Origin of the sequence: Klugiella xanthotipulae (genome assembly GCF_006716695.1) — a bacterium.
Lineage (GTDB): Bacteria > Actinomycetota > Actinomycetes > Actinomycetales > Microbacteriaceae > Klugiella > Klugiella xanthotipulae.
In genome coordinates this window covers 398,282-414,333 of the sequence record NZ_VFPN01000002.1, presented here as the reverse complement: position 1 = coordinate 414,333, position 16,052 = coordinate 398,282, and the positions used below count along the sequence as shown (strand labels likewise).

Annotated in this window: 13 protein-coding genes; 7 read left to right on the top strand and 6 right to left on the bottom strand. The window is 65.3% G+C overall.

What is annotated here, in order from left to right; translation table 11 throughout:
- Positions 1 to 130: 130 nt before the first annotated feature.
- The 3 genes from FB466_RS08010 to FB466_RS08000 are packed head-to-tail and all read right to left on the bottom strand — an operon-like array spanning position 131 to position 3,534.
- Positions 131 to 1,018: a glycosyltransferase family 2 protein gene (locus FB466_RS08010; protein ID WP_141917448.1), complete on the bottom strand. Its 888-nt coding sequence runs from the start codon at positions 1,016 to 1,018 to the stop codon at positions 131 to 133.
- Between the two features lie 51 nt (positions 1,019 to 1,069).
- The gene (locus FB466_RS08005) at positions 1,070 to 2,401 is read right to left on the bottom strand and encodes a hypothetical protein (RefSeq protein WP_141917446.1); all 1,332 of its coding nucleotides are present in this window, start codon (positions 2,399 to 2,401) and stop codon (positions 1,070 to 1,072) included.
- The gene (locus tag FB466_RS08000; protein ID WP_170206073.1) at positions 2,398 to 3,534 is read right to left on the bottom strand and encodes a glycosyltransferase family 4 protein; all 1,137 of its coding nucleotides are present in this window, start codon (positions 3,532 to 3,534) and stop codon (positions 2,398 to 2,400) included. The genes FB466_RS08005 and FB466_RS08000 overlap by 4 nt, the downstream gene beginning before the upstream one ends.
- A gap of 106 nt (positions 3,535 to 3,640) precedes the next feature.
- Between FB466_RS08000 and FB466_RS07995 the strand changes: the two genes are divergently transcribed.
- The gene (locus tag FB466_RS07995; RefSeq protein WP_141917443.1) at positions 3,641 to 4,666 is read left to right on the top strand and encodes a glycosyltransferase family 2 protein; all 1,026 of its coding nucleotides are present in this window, start codon (positions 3,641 to 3,643) and stop codon (positions 4,664 to 4,666) included.
- Here the strand turns inward: FB466_RS07995 and FB466_RS07990 are convergent.
- A complete protein-coding gene (locus tag FB466_RS07990) occupies positions 4,649 to 5,953 on the bottom strand; it encodes an O-antigen ligase family protein (protein ID WP_141917441.1) in 1,305 nt (434 codons plus the stop codon). The two genes, FB466_RS07995 and FB466_RS07990, sit on opposite strands and share 18 nt — an antisense overlap.
- A 4-nt stretch (positions 5,954 to 5,957) precedes the next feature.
- On the bottom strand, positions 5,958 to 7,304 hold the full coding sequence (locus FB466_RS07985; protein WP_141917440.1) for an O-antigen ligase family protein: 1,347 nt from the start codon (positions 7,302 to 7,304) through the stop codon (positions 5,958 to 5,960).
- A 40-nt stretch (positions 7,305 to 7,344) separates the two neighbouring features.
- Between FB466_RS07985 and manA the strand changes: the two genes are divergently transcribed.
- From manA to FB466_RS07960, 5 genes are all read left to right on the top strand, one after another.
- The gene (gene manA / locus FB466_RS07980) at positions 7,345 to 8,556 is read left to right on the top strand and encodes a mannose-6-phosphate isomerase, class I (protein WP_246054584.1); all 1,212 of its coding nucleotides are present in this window, start codon (positions 7,345 to 7,347) and stop codon (positions 8,554 to 8,556) included.
- A gap of 40 nt (positions 8,557 to 8,596) precedes the next feature.
- Positions 8,597 to 9,577, top strand: a complete 981-nt coding sequence (gene galE, locus FB466_RS07975; RefSeq protein WP_141917436.1) for a UDP-glucose 4-epimerase GalE — start codon at positions 8,597 to 8,599, stop codon at positions 9,575 to 9,577.
- A 182-nt stretch (positions 9,578 to 9,759) separates the two neighbouring features.
- Positions 9,760 to 10,077: a WhiB family transcriptional regulator gene (locus FB466_RS07970; RefSeq protein ID WP_141917435.1), complete on the top strand. Its 318-nt coding sequence runs from the start codon at positions 9,760 to 9,762 to the stop codon at positions 10,075 to 10,077.
- 125 nt (positions 10,078 to 10,202) lie between these two features.
- Positions 10,203 to 13,877, top strand: a complete 3,675-nt coding sequence (locus FB466_RS07965) for a glycosyltransferase (RefSeq protein WP_141917433.1) — start codon at positions 10,203 to 10,205, stop codon at positions 13,875 to 13,877.
- Positions 13,870 to 15,291, top strand: a complete 1,422-nt coding sequence (locus tag FB466_RS07960) for a DUF5719 family protein (protein WP_141917432.1) — start codon at positions 13,870 to 13,872, stop codon at positions 15,289 to 15,291. Before FB466_RS07965 ends, FB466_RS07960 begins: the two co-directional genes overlap by 8 nt.
- 4 nt (positions 15,292 to 15,295) lie before the next feature.
- Here the strand turns inward: FB466_RS07960 and FB466_RS07955 are convergent, their stop codons facing one another.
- On the bottom strand, positions 15,296 to 15,742 hold the full coding sequence (locus tag FB466_RS07955; protein ID WP_141917430.1) for a hypothetical protein: 447 nt from the start codon (positions 15,740 to 15,742) through the stop codon (positions 15,296 to 15,298).
- 44 nt (positions 15,743 to 15,786) lie between these two features.
- Between FB466_RS07955 and FB466_RS07950 the strand changes: the two genes are divergently transcribed.
- Positions 15,787 to 16,032, top strand: coding sequence for a DUF3499 family protein (locus tag FB466_RS07950; RefSeq protein ID WP_141917429.1), 246 nt, complete (start codon positions 15,787 to 15,789; stop codon positions 16,030 to 16,032).
- Positions 16,033 to 16,052 lie beyond the last annotated feature (20 nt).

The window sequence follows — 16,052 nt, the reverse complement described above, 5'->3', positions numbered from 1 at the left end:
CCCAACCGCGGATGCCACAGCTCCCTGGCCTCGGACTAGGGTCCGAGGAAGCTGTGTGTTGACGGCTGGTCTGTGACCGATTATTCTCAGTGGTCACACGGGCACCGGCCGGTTGTGAAGACGGTGCCCCTTAGCGACCAAGCGCGTGCCGGGTGAGCACTCGAACGGCCGCAACATTCCCGCGGAGAAGCGAACCGGGAATAAGCGACAGGGCGTGAGCTCGCGATGTGATTCTCAGCTTAGCCGCACGTCTGGTGCGGGGCCAGCCGTTTTTCCGTGCCAGGGTGGCGGCCAGGGCAAAGTATGCGCGTTCCCCCACAAAGCGCGAACCGTCACTCAACTGGCTGACGGAGGCGCTCGCCGAGTGCCGCCGATAGCGGAAGCAGACGACCGGATCGAACACGAGCGTTTCGCCAGCGAAGAGCAGGTCCATGATGAGGGCGAGATCTTGAATAATCGGGAAGCCCTCGCGGAAATCCACCGACTGGATGCTCGCCCTCCGGAACGTGAGCGAGGGCCAGTAGAGCCAGTCACCGTGCAGGAGTGAAGCCCCCAGTCGATCCCCGGCCAGTAGCGTGCGCCCTGAGGTTCGTGGCCGCACCACCCTTTGTTTGACCGAGTCAACGAGGGGAGAGACGATCCGGCCGTTTTCATCAATGACTTCGACACCGGGCTGGATGATTCCCGCCTCCGGGAACTCGGCGTGGGCAGCCAACACGGTATCGACGTAGTGCGGGAGCATCACGTCATCACAGCCGATAATGACGACAATATCCTGCGTCGCCAGCTGTACACACGTGCGAAAGTTAGCGGTGATCCCCGCGTTTTTTTCTTTGCGAATGTAGGTGATGCGCGGGTCGCCGAGCGTTGCCAGGTAGTCCTCGATCACGGTTCCGGGGTAGTCGTCATCCACCACGGTGAGCAGCCAGTTCGGGTTCTCCTGGTCGAGAACGCTCTGCACCGTCTCTTTCATGTACTCCGGGTCGCCCCAGTAGGGGATGAAGATATCGAGCGACATGCGGTGGCCCCTTCTCAGAACGTGCGGGTAGTTTCGTCTCCGCTGGTTGAATTATAACGGAGTTTGTTCTGTGGATTCGGACGTTTCGGCCCCGTCATCGGCCGAGGCTGCCGGTCTGGTCAGGACAATCGCGACGATGTGGGTGATGATGCCCAGGACGGGCCCCACCGACAGGCTAACCGCCGCGCGCGTCTCGACCGTACCGGGTAGCAGGAGTAGGAGCACGGAGAGCACGGCCGCGACCACCCAGCCGAGGGAGTAGCTTCCGTGCCGGCCGAGAGCGAGAAGGGCTGTGCCCGTCAGTGTCAGGATGGCCATGAGCACGGCATCCAGGGTGAGCACGCCGAGAAGTAAGCCCGAGATATCGCCAAAACCCGCCCCGAAAATCGACATAATCGGCGGCCCGATAAACACCGCCGCGATACCGCCGACCACACCGATTCCGGTGAGAAGGACCACAGGCTTTACCAGGGCGCCCAGCCGGTGCGAGGTGCTCCGCATGAACGCTGAGATTGCGACCCCTTGGAAAGCCTGTAGCGGGATCATGATGGGTGCCCGGGTGAGTGAGATTGCGAGAACGAGCGGGGCGGCCAGCTGATAGTCCTCCACCGAGGTGGTGGCCCGGAGCAGAATGGGGAACCCCACCACGAGCACCGATGATGAGGCGGTCGTGAGTATCGCGTGGCCGTAGTTGCGCAGGAGGCGGGGAGCCGGAACATCCGCGTATGCCCCCGCGGCCGAGCGAGTATCCCGCGAGACGAGGAGCGCCACGACCCAGACGAGGGTTCCGGCGGCGCACGCGGCTTCGATTCCCCAGAGGGAGTGGGTGAGGACGGCGACGGCGACGGCGACCGCGAGGCGGGCGACCGCATCCAGGCTGATCAGCGTGGCGTAGAGCGGCCACTGCCGACGACCCGCCACCGCGCCGGTGACCGCGGCCTGACCCGAGAAGAGGACGGCGGCCAGGCTGAGGATAATGACGAGAACCGTTGTATTGTCGGGAAGAAGGCTGGCAGCCCAGAGCGGTGAGGTGCTCAGGAGGAGCAGGCCGAGCACCGCCCCCACGCCGAGAGCCCAGGGTAGGGCGCGGGCCGACCTGGTCCCGATGCCGGGGGTAGACGGGGTGATCAGGGTGGCACCGACGGCGCGGGTGACCTCGTTCTGGATCCCGCTTAACACCCCAAAGATCATGAAGAGAAGGGACCAGTAGGCCAGGAAATCCGCGGAGCCGATCTTTCCCAGGCTGCGGGTTGCGACGAGCATGACCAGATAGCCAGCTGCTGCGGCCACCACCGAGGCGACGGCCACGCGGGACGCACCTCCCGCGCCAATTGTGGCCGTGGATTCCTGTGGTTGGCGGAGTTCCTCGGCCGGTGAGGTCATGAGCCGTGGTTGGTTCGGGCGAGGCGGTAGGCCGCCACATGCCGGTCGGTGCAACTTTCCCAGGTGAACTCGCGCACCCGTGCCAGCCCCAGAGTCTGTAGCCGCTCGGTGTCCTCGATGGCGTCCAGCACGGCCTGGGCGATCTCGTCGGGGGAGGTCGGGTCGAAGAGCACGGCAGCGTTGCCCACCACCTCGGGTAGTGAGCCGGAGGTGGAACAGGCTACGGGGCATCCCGAGGCCATCGCCTCCATCGGCGGGAGGCCAAAGCCCTCATACAGGCTAGGAAACACCAGACAACTCGCCCGCTGGTACAGGCCACGCAGTTCGGCGAGCGGCACGAGGCCGCGCACCTCCACATTGTCCGGGATGTCTCGCAGGTCATCAAGGGCACCGCCCGTGAGCACCAGCTTCAGATGCGGTGCGCGCTCCTTCAGGATGCGCATGGCGGCGAAGAGCCGTGTGTGGTTCTTGTGGGCCCAGCCGCGAGCCGGATACATGATGATGTCTTCGCGCGGCCCCAGGTTGGGGGTGAACTCGTCGGCGTCAACGCCCAGATAGGACACCATCACGCGCTCCGGGTCTACACCGAGGTGGTGCACGATCTGTTCCTTGGCAAAACTGCTGAGGGTCATCACCACGTCGGCCTCGCGGGCGGGCTTGTCATAGTAGCGTTTGCGAAACATCCGCTCGGCCGCCGGGAACAGGTGGGGCAGGTCTAGGTGTTGCACATCGTGTAGGGCCTGTACGAATGCCTGGTCGCGGGTCGCGGGGGGCAGCGGGAGGGTAAAAAGTGGGTTGATCACCTCGGCATTGGCCATGAGTTTTTGCAGCTTGCCCCGGTGCAGGGTGCTTTCGGCTACGGTGCGAAGTCGAGCGGTTGTCGATGAACCGCCGGAGATGTAGGGCACCACCGTCTCTACGCTGGGAGATGAGAACCCGGCCGCCGCCGCCGCAACATACGTGTGGATGCTCACCTCGGGTCGTACGCTCAGTTGCCGGATGATCTCGCGCCCGTAGGTCTCGGTGCCGCCCATGCCTCCGCGCACCATCGAAAGCAGGGGGAGTGCCACCTGCAGGGGTGCCTCCGGGGTGGGAAGGGCAGCGTTGGAGTCCGGCGAGGGCGGGTTATGCATGAGGGCCATGCTAGCAAACGCCGCCTGTGCCCCGGGTCGGGAATCACGGCGGTGCCGGGCTGCCCGGGTAGTCTGGCACCAGAACACGGAAAGGATCCACACCCGCATGGCACTACCCACTTCCGAGGTTCGGCCGAGCGTCTCCGTCGCGCTCGGCACCCACAATGGGGAGCGCTTTCTGGCCGAGCAACTGCGCAGTATCCTGGCTCAGAGCTACCCGGTGGCCGAGATTGTGCTCTCCGACGATCACTCGCGCGACAACACCATTGAGGTGGCCCGCCTGGCGATGTCGGACTACCTGTCCCAGTATCCGCCCGCCCCCGGCGAGACCGCCCCCGTGCTGCGTGTGCTCACCAATGTGCCGGCGCTCGGCGTGACCCAAAACTTTGAGAGCGCTATCGCCGCGTGTGGCGGAGACTACATTTCCCTGTGTGACCAGGACGATGTGTGGCATCCCGAGCGTATCGCCACGCTCGTTGCTCTCTGCACGGCGGACGAGGGCTGCGACCTCGTCTTCTCCGATGCCCGGATGGTGGATGGTGTGGGTACCCCGCTGGGGTACTCTCTCTTTGCCGCGATTGGGTTGTCCCCCGCCGAGCGGGCACTCATTCGGGAGGGTAACGCGTTCGAGGTGCTGCTGCGTCGCAATGTGGTGACGGGGGCGACCGCTCTCTTCCGCCGTTCGTTGGTGGAGCGGGCCACCCCCTTCCCGCCCGAGTGGGTGCACGACGAGTGGCTTGCGGTCGTGGCCGCGGCGACCGCCCGCATTGCCTTCTCCGAGCGAGAATTGATTGACTACCGTCAGCATGGCAGCAATCAGATCGGCGCGTTGCAGCAGAGTCTCTGGGGCAAGATCCGGAAGCTTTTCCTGCCGCGGGAGCGTCGTAACCAGCGCCTTCACGACCGCGCCCGCACGTTGGCCCCGCGGCTCGACGTATTGGCCGGAGTGAGCGCCGAGCGCCGAGCGCGGGCACACGAGAAACTTGACCACGAGTCATTCCGGCTGGCGCTGCCCGCGAGCCGGTTGCGCCGTATTCGTCCCATCCTGCGAGAACTGCGCACGGGCCGTTACAGCGACTTTGACTACGGCCGCAAGGATGCTGTGCGCGATCTGCTACAACCGGCCCGGTGACACCTCAATCGGGGTCGGTCGCAACCGGTTACGCCACGACATCTGGCGCGAGGAGATCGCTGCGGCCACGACGAGCATGAACCAGCCTGGGCCGGTCAGCGCCGTGCTCTCCACGAGAGATGTGAGCGCGAGCACGATCAGGATGAGCGCCGGCCACAGATACACATCGCTACGCTTATTGGTGGCCACCAGCGTTGAGCGCACGAGCGCCAGCATCAGGAGCAGAGTAAAAAGTACCAACCCCACGATCCCCAGCTGAAGATAGAGGTCGGCAAACGCGTTGAGCGCCGATTGGTGTTTCGTTCCGTCGTCAAAGTTGATCGCAAAGTAGGGCTGGGTGCCGTTCGGCCATGCGCCGACCCAACCCCAGCCCTCCAACGGCTGCTGTCTGGCCGTGTCCCAGACCGAACGCCAGAGGGAGATCCGTGCCTCCAAGTCACGCGTGGCGCGCAACTGGAAAACGAGAGCGTTGCGCACGCTCCACAGGAGGAGGCCGACGAGCGCGGCGAGCGCAAACATGCCGATCTGCCAGGTGCCTTTCGAGGCGGCGGGTTGGCGTCGCACGAGCAGCAGGGCACCGAGGGCCAGGATGACGCACAGGGTGATGGCGAGTTGGATGGGAGAGCGGGTAAAAAATAGCAGGGTCAGGGCTATCACGCCCGAGTAGAGGCTCAGACCGGGTGGTACTGAGCGGGTGCGCCACTCGGTGACAAACGTGATGAGGGCGATGACGGCCACGAAGGCCAGCAGATTGCGAGAGCCGAAGATTCCCTGGACCGGTCCGCCCGCCCCCAGGTTGCCCTGAATGCCGAGGAACGTGAGGGGCGTGTCGATCAGGATGCCCGAGAGCAGTTCCAGCCCGAGGGCCACCGTGAGTAGCGCGCGAAACGCGTCGCCGAGCGAGCGCACGATCTGGATGAGGTCGCGGAAGGTTCCGATGTAGAGCCCGAGGATGGCCACGGCCACCTGAAAGCTGAGCGAGGACCACGTGGCTCCCGTACGACTCGCCCAGCTCAGGCTGATGATGCACCAGGCCATGAACGCTACGAGAGTGAGGGGGAACGTCTGGTTCCACTCGATCTCTTCGCGGCGGCTGACCGCTGAGGCGATCGCGGCCAGCACGAGTGTGCCGATCATGGCGGCGAAGCCGGGGGTGCCGATCAGCCGCTCGATGGCGTATGAGGCAAACAGTACCCCGCAGATCAGCGTACTGAGAATGGAGGTGAATTCGGCGCTGCCCAGAAAGCGTTGGGCGCGCGCCAGAAGAAGCCTGCGGGGTGCTGTCATGATGCTAGCGGAGAGGCACGTCGCGCCAGGCGGGAATGGGTTCGTCTCCCGAGGTGGAGGGCACGGCAAAGTCGCTCTTGGTCTTGGCGGCCAGCACGACGAGGAGTAGCCAGCCGCCCTCGCTGAGGATGCGGCTCTCGCTGAGTGATTGCACGATCAGGGCCACAGTGATGAGCAGGGGGAGCAGGGTGGATGCCGCGTAGGGCAGCACCTCTCCCGGGTAGCGCTGGGGGCGGTCCACCGCGCGGAACCAGGAGCGCCAGAGTGTCAGTCCCACGAGCAGCGCGAAGAAGAAGACCCCCAGGTGACCCAGTTGGAACCAGACATCAAGCCACGCGTTGTGCGCGTGCGGCACGGGCAATCCATTGCGGGTGTAGAGACCTTTAAAGGGTTCGACCCAGGTGGGCCAGTAGCTGACCCAGCCCCAGCCGGCAAACGGGCGCTGTTCGGCGAGGTGGGTCACCGCTGCCCAGATATCGACCCGACCCGTGAGGTCGCTACTCTTACCCAGGAGGCCGAGGATTGGCTCGCGGAGCGCCCAGGTGAGCGGCCCCACCGCCACCAGTAGCGCGCCAAAGGTGAGGTAGAGCGGTCGGCGCGACTCCACGCCGACGCCACGGGCCCACAGGGCAAAGCCCAGCGCCACGAGCACCACCACGAGGGCCACCAGCACGGTGGCTGGCCGAGTGAGGGCAAGGGTGAGGGCCGCGATGAAAAGCCAGAAAATTCCGGGGGCCTTCCGCACGCTCTTGCCCGTGAGCTGGATGCCGAACACAATGAGCGCGAGCAGGGCCAGGAAGCCCAGCATGACGCTGCTGCCCAGGAGTCCCTGGATGGGACCGCCTGTAAAAAGCAGGTCCCGGCTCCACCAGAGCAGGGGTGAGATGGGCCCCTCGGGGCGGTCTGTCCACAGCGGGAGCACGGGGTGCCGGATCACGGTGGCTACCACGAGTTCGAACAGCAACGAGAGTCCCAGCAGGTAGCGCAGTGCGGTTGAGAGTGCGCGGATGAGTTCGGGCCAGGTGAGGACAAAAGCGATCGATACGGCCATAGCCGTCGTGGCGAGCTGTGCGGCGACTCCCAGAACGGTTTCAACGCGATAGGCCGACCACAGGATCGAGAGCGCGGCCACCACGAGGAAGAGGGTGAGCGAGCGGGGGAGGCGGTACCAGCGGAATCGCTCCGGTCGCATCGTGATGAACGCCCACACGTTGAGGGCAACAAGAATAACCGCGAGGCCTAAAAATCCAGGCCAGCCGAGGAGGTTGCGAAAGGCGTTAGCCCCGAGGGTGAAGACGAACGTCACAATGGCTAGGGCGCTGATCGCCAATCTGGTTTTCGCGTCACTCATCCTATGAGTCTAAACCGCCCGCTGCTCAGGAGGGCTTGGTATGGTTCTACGCATGTTTGTACAGATCGCAAATGTTCCCCGGGATTACGCGTGGGGGTCCACCACGGCTATCCCCGAACTCCTCGGAACCGCGCCGACCGGGCGCCCGCAGGCCGAGCTGTGGCTGGGGACCCACCCCGGCTCACCCAGCACGGTTGTGCTGCCCGACGGCTCCACGGGCGACCTCGGACAGTGGCTCGAATCCGTCGGGGCGACTCCTCAACTCCCGTACCTGCTGAAGGTTCTTGCGGCCGAGCGGCCGCTGTCGCTTCAGGTGCACCCCTCAATGGTTCAGGCCAGAGCAGGATTCGAACGCGAAAATGCGCTCGGCATCCCCCGTGACGCCCCCCACCGTAACTATCGGGATGCCCAGCACAAGCCCGAGGTTGTGGTCGCCCTGAGTGACGCTTTTCACGCCCTCTCGGGTTTCCGTGCGCTCGCCGAGGTGCAGGATGACCTGGCCGCGCTCGCCGCCGTCACGACCCTGAGCGAGGATGACCTCGCGGCCCTCTCCCGGTTTGCCGTGCGGTGTACGGTCAGCATGCACGCGCCCACCGAGGAAGCTGTTCGGCGGGAACTGCTCGACTGGGTGTTCTCGGCTTCGCCCGAGGCTGTCCGCGCGGGTGTGGCCCTCGAACGCGCCGCCGCAGGCCTGGTGGGTGCGGCCTCACCCAGCGTGGCCACTCTTCGCGATCTCGCGGGCCGCTACCCGGGAGATCCCGGCACCATCGTCTCCCTGCTCCTCAACCGAATTACGCTCGCCCGCGGCGAGGCGGTGTATCTGCCGGCCGGGAATATCCATGCCTACCTGCACGGGGTGGGAATCGAGGTGATGGCGGCCTCCGACAACGTGCTGCGTGGTGGGTTGACCCCCAAGCATGTGGACACCGCCGAACTCTTTGCGGTGCTCGATTACGCCACCCTGCCCTCGCCTCTTCTGGCCGCGGAGACCCTCGGTGAGGGGGTCGCCCGGTGGTCGCCCGATGTGCCGGATTTCCAGGTGTGGCGGCTCTCGCCGTCCGCGAACTCGCCAATCCCCGCGCCGTGGCGTGGGGTGGCGCTCGGCATTGTGACGGAGGGTGAGATCACCCTCACTGAGGGGGACCAGCGCCAGACCTTCCGTGCCGGCCAATCTTGCGCGGTGTGTGCTGAGCCTGGCCGCGTCCTCGTGAGCGGTACCGGGGTGATTTTTGCGGCAACCGTCGGCGACTAGTGCCGACGCGACAGTGACTCGCGACGAAGGGAATGCTGGTATGTGGTTGGTGACGGGAGGCGCGGGGTACATCGGCTCGCATGTGGTGCGGGCGTTCGCGGGGGAGGGGATCCCCGTGGTGGTACTTGATGATCTCTCGAGCGGCCACGAAAGTTTTGTGTCGGCAGAAATCCCCCGGGTGTATGCCAGCATCCTGGACCGGGAGGCCGTGCTCACAGCCCTGCGTACCTATGGCGTCACCGGGGTGGTGCACGTAGCCGGTTACAAATATGCCGGCGTATCGGTGCGGCGTCCGCTGCACACCTACGAACAGAATGTGACCGGTACCACGGTGTTACTTTCGGCGATGGCCGAGGCGGGGGTATCCCGCATCGTTTTCTCGTCGAGTGCCGCGGTGTATGGAACGCCGCACACCGAGGTGGTGACCGAGGATACCGCAACGGCACCCGAATCGCCCTACGGTGAGTCGAAACTCATCGGTGAGTGGCTCTTGCGCGATCTGGGCGTGGCTGGGGGCCTGGTGCATACCTCGCTGCGCTACTTCAACGTGGTGGGGACGGGGTTTCCCGATATCGTGGATACGAGCCCGCACAACCTGTTTCCGCTCGTCTTGGGGGCACTCATGGCGGGTAAAACTCCCACGGTGTTTGGTCGCGACTACCCCACGGAGGACGGCACCTGCGTGCGTGACTACGTACACGTTGCCGATCTGGCGCGTTCGCATGTGGCCGCGGCATTGCGGATGGAGCGAGGGGAGAGCATCCTGCCCGCCTATAACCTGGGCAGTGGTGCGGGCGTGTCCGTGGGGGACATCATGCGCACGGCGGCCCGGGTGAGCGGCATTCCCTTCGAGCCCGTGAGCGCGCCGCGCCGCGGGGGAGATCCGGCCCGAATCGTTGCCGACGGCCAGGCCGCGGCCCGTGACCTCGACTGGCAGATGCGGCATTCGCTAGAGGATATGCTGCGGAGCGACTGGGAGGCTCGCCGGGCGCGAGAAAAATCTATGCAGGTCGAGGGATAAATATCTACCGGTATTGATAACGCCCTGATAACAAATTCTTCCTCTTGTGGTCACAAGCCGTGTCGTAAAGACTCTAGCGGTTCTTGAGGGTTTAGCATTCCCAGCTTGACTTGACGGAACTACACCGCTGTAATTGTCGGAGTGTGTTTTTTATCGCTAAGTGAGTAGAGAGGGTGAGCACCATGTCGGTTCCAAACTACCGTTCCGGAGTACCGGGCGACTGGTTCATCGACCCTGTACAGCTGGGCGTCCCGGGGGTTCGTAGCACTGACGATGGCGGGCAGCTTGCCTGGCAGGCGGATGCGCTCTGCGCACAGACTGACCCCGAGGCTTTTTTCCCAGAAAAGGGTGGGTCAACACGTGACGCAAAAAAGATCTGCACATCGTGCGAGGTGAGATCCCAGTGCCTTGAATACGCTCTTGAGAACGATGAGCGTTTTGGTATCTGGGGTGGTCTCTCCGAGCGTGAGCGCCGAAAGCTGCGTAAGCGGGCAATCTAGCGCGCGGCGTGCGCAGAGCGGTGTTGAATCCGGGTCACGGTCTACGCGACCCGGATTTCGCCAAATTTCGCCACGCGGAGTGCCGTGGCCGTGATGCTCAACAGCCCGCCTAAGCTAAACCCGATATGCAAAGTCGAGTTACAGCAATTGTGGTGGCCACAAATGGAGCCGCGCGACTGGAGCGAACCCTGGCGGGGCTTGCGGGGCAGACGCGTCAACCTGATCGCGTGATCCTCGTCGATAACGGATCAACCGATGAGACGGCGGAGATCTGCGCGAATACTCCGGCGGAGCGGATCATCTCAACGGCGGAGATTCTCTCCTTTGGTGAGGCGATTGCCACCGCACTGCGGGTGATTGCCGATGAGCCGGTCGAGGGCGAGTGGCTGTGGTTGCTGACCCAGGATAGCGCGCCGGAACCGGGAGCGTTGGAGGGCATCCTCAATACCGTGCAGAAGGCCCCCTCCGTGGCTATTGCCGGACCAAAGCTCACCTCGTGGGACCGCCCAGACCACATCCGTGAGATCGGCCAGACCCTCACTCGACTGGGGGCCCGCTGGCAACTCAGTACCGAAGAGCTCGACCAAGAGCAGCGCGACACCCAGCAGGATACCCTGGCCGTCGGCCCCGTTGGAATGCTGGTACAGCGTCGTGTATGGGACCAGCTGGGCGGCTTCGACCGTGCCCTCACCACCCACGACGACGGACTCGATCTGTGCGTGCGTGCCCGTCTCGCCGGTTACCGCGTGGTGGTGTCACCCGAATCGCATGTGCACTTTGCCGGTGACGGTGTGGCCGGTCCGCGGATCAGTCGCAAACAATCGGTTGCGCGCCGCAACCACCGCAACGACCGTCGTGCACAGTTGCACCGCCGCTTGGTCTACGCGCCCGGTTGGGCTGTCCCGCTGCACTGGCTCTCCCTGCTGCCGCTGGCTCTCTTCCGCACGTTCTGGTATCTCATTCGCGAGCTGCCCGGCCGCATCCCCGGTGAGTGGGCTGCCGCCTGTAGCGTTCTCTTCTCTGCCGGTAAAGTCTCGGCTGCCCGCCGCGCCCTCGCCCGCGCGAAGACCGTCGGTTGGGACGCTATCCGGCCGTTACGGGTGAACTATGGCACCGTGCGCACCCAGCGAATGATTGACCGCGAGGCCATCCTGGCCCGTCAGGGTCGCGCCATGCATGAACCGCACTTCATCGCGACCGGCGGTCTCACGATTGTCATGGTGAGCATCGTGGTGTCGGCCGTGCTCTTCTACTCGCTCTTTACCGCGGTCGCGATTTCCGGCGGCGGTGCGCTGCCGCTCAGTACCTCACTCGGCGATCTGTGGGAGAGCACCCGCTACGGATTTCACGGTACCGACGGGGCACTCATCGGCCCCGCGCATCCCTTTAGCTTTGTGCTCGCTCTTCTGGGTAGCCTCACCTTCTGGCAGCCCTCCTTCTCGATTGTGCTGCTCTACCTGGCGGCCCTTCCACTCGCGGCGATGGGGGCCTGGTTGTGGGCAGCCCGCCTCACCGAGCGCCCCGTGGCCCGTGGCGTTGCTGCCGTGGCCTGGATGCTCAGCCCCACGCTCCTGGCCTCGCTCGGTGACGGCCGTATTGGGGCTGTGATTGCCCACCTGCTGCTGCCGTGGCTGCTGCTCGCGCTGATGGGGGCTAAGCGCTCCTGGTCGGCTGCCGGTACCTCCTCGCTGCTGCTCGCGGGGGTGCTCGCCTGCGCTCCATCGCTCCTCCCCGCTGCGATCCTGCTGTTCCTGGTGGGCCTCGCTTTCAGCGGCAAGGGGGTTGCGCGGGTTCTGATGGTTCCCGTCGCCTCGATTGTGCTCTATCTGCCGCTGGTGGGCTTTGGGTTTCTGCACGGCAACCCGCTCTTTGCGCTGATTGACCCGGGCGTGGCCGATCCTTTTGTGGCCCCCACCGCGCGTCAGTTGCTCGTGGGCTTCCCCACCGCCGGTCTCGCGGGTTGGGATACTGCTCTCCAGACCGTGGGTGCGCCCGGCTGGCCCTACACCCTCATCGTGACGTGTCTCGTGGCACCCCTCGGTATCCTGGCGCTTCTGGGTGTTGTGGTCTCGCGTATCCGACACTCGGCGGTGGGGCTGCTGCTCGCCGCAACGGGTCTGGCCAGTGCCCTGGTTGCCAACCACTTTGTGCTGAGTAGCGCGGGGCTTGATCCCGTCGGTATCTGGGCTGGCCCCAGCCTGAGCCTGTATTGGCTGGGTCTTCTCACGTTGGCTGTCGCCGGTATTGGTGCCCTCCCCCGACTGGCGGAGACGGTCTCGGTCGTTTCGTGTTTGGCCCTCCTTCTCGCGGTTGTGCCGCTCATCGCTGGCCTGTTTACGAGCCACGCGAGCCTGAGTAGTGACGAGCATACGGTTCCGGCTGTGGTCCGTGCGGCCGCGCAGACCAGCGGTGAGGTTGTGAGGACGCTGGTGCTCACTCCCCAGGCCGACGGTGGTATCCGAGGCGAGGTGGTCCGGGATACCGGGGCCACACTCGACGAACAGTCCACGCTCCTCTTCCTGGACGAGGAACTCAGCGCATCGGAGAAGGAGCGGGCCGCCCTGATCGGTGCCTTGGCTTCCGAGGGCGCGGCGAGTCAGGCCGATGCGTTTGCTGATTTGGGTATTAGCTACGTGGTCGTGAACACCTCCGGGGTCGGCGTTGATCAGGTGCTCGATCCGCGGGCATCTGCATCCGCTGCCCGGTTACAGAGTGCCCTCGACAACAACGATGATCTCACCACAGTGGGGCCCACCGAGTTTGGTGACCTGTGGAAGGTCAGTACGGATGTTGCCGCGGCCCCCGCCGCCGACACGGCCGTGATTCCGCGCCTGCTGAGTCAGGCCCTGTGGTGGGTGCAAATTGTTATTCTGCTGGGCATGTTGCTTCTCGCTCTGCCCACGGGGGCCGTTGTCGAGAGGCCGCCGAAGAACGCTAAGACGAAGCGCCGCCCGGAGCCTCCCGTGGGAGGTTCCGCGGGCCTGAATCCTGCAGCCGATAGCGATACACCCGCCGAGGACCACACCGCACCAGACACCGCACACACCCCGAGTTCGCCCGGCGATTCAACGGGGGAGTCTGCCTCGGCCGCTGCCGAGGTGGAGCCCGAGACAGAAGCTGCCGAGGTGCATGCCCTCGCGCTCACCGCGCGTGCTGTTCGACGGGCTGAGCGTGCCGCGCGTCGGGCTGAGAAAAAAGCGCAGAAGTCCCGCGGCGATAGTGCCGCAGCCCCGGTGGGTGCTGAGACAACCGCCGCTGTGACCGGTGCCGCCGCGGTGGGGGTGGGCATGATCGCTCGGGGAGGTTCGCCCGCCCCTGAGGACAGCGAGCCGCTCCCGGGCAATGATGACCTCGGGTGGGATAAGCCCTACACGGGTGATCCCGCATCGACCATCGGGCGCCCGCGCCGCGCCAGCTACATTGAGACGGGGACAGCCCCCGTGCCCATCCAGCTCCCAGCCGACGAGCCCGACCCCACGGCTGCGGACGGCGCGGATCCGGAGGTTCCCCAGGGGACGTCGGCCGCGCCGGGCCCCGTGCGGGTCACCTCACACACGGTGGCCCCGGATATCGTCGTCAGCGTGCCCCCGGAGCCGGAGGATAGTGCCCCGGTTTTCCCCGTGCAGGATGCCGACCGTGAGGCCGCCGACCCGGACGAGAGCTTCGACGACGCGAGCCTGAGCGCGTGGGAAGACACCATCGTTGACGACACACCCGAGGTGGTGGAGCCGGATGCCGAGCATCCGACCCCGACATCTGACGGTGACACCCCCACGGAGGAGGGCCCCACCCATGGCTAAAACACAGAAAGCCCTCACGATTGTGGGCCGCGTGGCAGCCGGTCTGGTGGCCGGTGGTCTCACCGCCGCCGTTATCGTCTTACTCGGCGTGGTGAGCGTGCCCGCCGTTGAGCGGCCCGTGAGTTCAACAACTGTCGATACCGCCGCCGCAACCAGTTCTGAGCTGGGGTGCCTGGGCTCGCTGGCCGAGCTCGGATCGGATCCCAGTAATCCGCTCGCCATTCGCGCTGTGGGCACGCCCGATGTGGCCAGCAAGGCTCCCGAAGGGGAGAGCCTCGATCCGATCGTGCTGTCCCGGGCCGAGGCCGGGGACACCCCCGAGGGGGCGCTGCCCACGGCGGTTCGGATCGCCGGTGGTGACCGTGCCCGCGCTGCCCGAGCGCAGTCGCAGCGCGTCAGCGAGGACGATTTTCAGGGCTTTGCTGCCACAGCGTGTGCCCAACCGCTCGCCGAGAGCTGGCTGGTGGCCGGGACCACCACAACGGGATCCTCCTCCCTTGTCGTGCTCACCAACCCCGGCAAGGTCACGGCCACAGTGTCGCTCACGGTCTACACGAACGAGGGCCTGGTGGCGAGCCCCGGCTCGTCTGGCATCGTGGTAGATGCCGGTTCCCAACGCATCCTCTCGCTGAACGGTCTCGCCCCGGGGGCGTCCTCCGCGGTGATCCTGGTGCAGTCGCGTGGCGGTAAAGTGCTTGCTGCGCTTCAACAGAGCCAGCTGATCGGCCTCAACCCTGTGGGCGTTGACGCGGTTGTCGCCGTGCCGGAGGCTCAAGATCGCGTTGTCATTCCCGGTGTGCGGGTTGACCGCCCCGCGGGTGTGGATACTCGCGACGAGCACGGGGATGAGGAAGCCATCCAGGTGCTGCGGGTGTTCACTCCCGGCGACCAACCAACCACGGTTACGGCGACCGGTTACCGTGCGGATGGCACCGCAATCGCCCTCGGTCGCTTTGAGGTCGATCCGCGGGTGGTTAACGAGTACCAGCTCTCGGGGCTCGACAGCGGGATCTTTACGGTCACCGTGACGGCCGATGTCCAGATCCTCGCCGCCGTGCGGGTTGTGGCGATTGGTAGCTCCACCGACGACTTTGCCTGGTTCGAATCGGCGGGTGCCCTCTCCGGCGAGGCGGCGACCGTGATCGCCCCCGGTAACGACCCCAAGCTGAGCCTCTACAACGACAATTCCGATCCCGTGGCGGTGACGGTGCAGGGAAGCGGAAGCGAACGTACCGTGACGGTTGCCCCCGGTGCCACCGCTCACCTTGCGGTGACGGCAGGGGAGGGTGTCCGGCTGGACAGCCCCGAAACCATCTATGCGGCCGTGTCGTACTCGAGTGATGGTGTGCTGGCCAGCTACACGGTTCAATCGCCTACTGTGCAGGCTGAACCGCTCACGGTGTATACGAGGTAGTGATCTAAAAGTGGTGGCCGGGTGCCTCGGGCGGCAGGAGCTCCCAGGGCTCCTTGCCCAGGTATTCGGCGACCGCGCTGTACACGGCGTACTCGATGAACATGCGCCGGTGGGCGGCATCTTCCACATGAAGCTTCCCTGAGCGCTGGAGGGGAACACGGTAGAAGGTGATGCGGTGATTCGCCGCATCCACCCGCCACAGTTGCGGTTCGGTGACCGGCTCCGGTGAGGGGGTGACGGGAATTGATACAAAATCGAAACGCACACGGTCGAGCTCGCCCGGCCAGAGGGAGCGCAGGTACTCGACGGTGCCGCCGGCCACGCGGTCGAAGGCCGCGATCCTGTTGTACAGGATGGGCAGCTCGGGGCCGGATACCGGGGAGCGCATCCCGCGGCCGTGCCGGTTGGCGTGGACGCCCCGACGCCGAGCTGTGGACCGCGAATTGTGCATGTCAACATCCTACCCGGCGGTCAACAGGGTAGCCTGGTGGGGATATGCGCGCACGACTCTGTTCAAAAGCCATCTGCGGCCGACCCGCTGCCTTTACCCTCACGTACGATTACGCGGGGTGCGCGATGGCTATTGGGCCCCTGAGTCCTACGGCCGACCCTAATAGCTACGATCTTTGTCAGATCCACAGCGACCGGCTCACACCGCCCGCCAATTGGACCCTGCTGCGACACACCGTTTTCGGCGGTGTTGAGGCGGCTGCCGACCCGGCTCCCACCCAGCTGGTCTGACCGCACAGACCGCATCCGCC

Excerpts from the sequence above, each read along its gene's own strand:
- FB466_RS07965 (WP_141917433.1), top strand. The coding sequence starts at position 10,203 with ATGCAAAGTCGAGTTACAGCAATTGTGGTGGCCACAAATGGAGCCGCG.
- FB466_RS07995 (WP_141917443.1), top strand. The coding sequence starts at position 3,641 with ATGGCACTACCCACTTCCGAGGTTCGGCCGAGCGTCTCCGTCGCGCTC.
- galE (WP_141917436.1), top strand. The coding sequence starts at position 8,597 with ATGTGGTTGGTGACGGGAGGCGCGGGGTACATCGGCTCGCATGTGGTG.
- FB466_RS07955 (WP_141917430.1), bottom strand. The coding sequence starts at position 15,742 with ATGCACAATTCGCGGTCCACAGCTCGGCGTCGGGGCGTCCACGCCAAC.
- manA (WP_246054584.1), top strand. The coding sequence starts at position 7,345 with ATGGTTCTACGCATGTTTGTACAGATCGCAAATGTTCCCCGGGATTAC.
- FB466_RS07960 (WP_141917432.1), top strand. The coding sequence starts at position 13,870 with ATGGCTAAAACACAGAAAGCCCTCACGATTGTGGGCCGCGTGGCAGCC.
- FB466_RS08000 (WP_170206073.1), bottom strand. The coding sequence starts at position 3,534 with ATGCATAACCCGCCCTCGCCGGACTCCAACGCTGCCCTTCCCACCCCG.
- FB466_RS07970 (WP_141917435.1), top strand. The coding sequence starts at position 9,760 with ATGTCGGTTCCAAACTACCGTTCCGGAGTACCGGGCGACTGGTTCATC.
- FB466_RS07990 (WP_141917441.1), bottom strand. The coding sequence starts at position 5,953 with ATGACAGCACCCCGCAGGCTTCTTCTGGCGCGCGCCCAACGCTTTCTG.
- FB466_RS08005 (WP_141917446.1), bottom strand. The coding sequence starts at position 2,401 with ATGACCTCACCGGCCGAGGAACTCCGCCAACCACAGGAATCCACGGCC.
- FB466_RS07950 (WP_141917429.1), top strand. The coding sequence starts at position 15,787 with ATGCGCGCACGACTCTGTTCAAAAGCCATCTGCGGCCGACCCGCTGCC.
- FB466_RS07985 (WP_141917440.1), bottom strand. The coding sequence starts at position 7,304 with ATGAGTGACGCGAAAACCAGATTGGCGATCAGCGCCCTAGCCATTGTG.
- FB466_RS08010 (WP_141917448.1), bottom strand. The coding sequence starts at position 1,018 with ATGTCGCTCGATATCTTCATCCCCTACTGGGGCGACCCGGAGTACATG.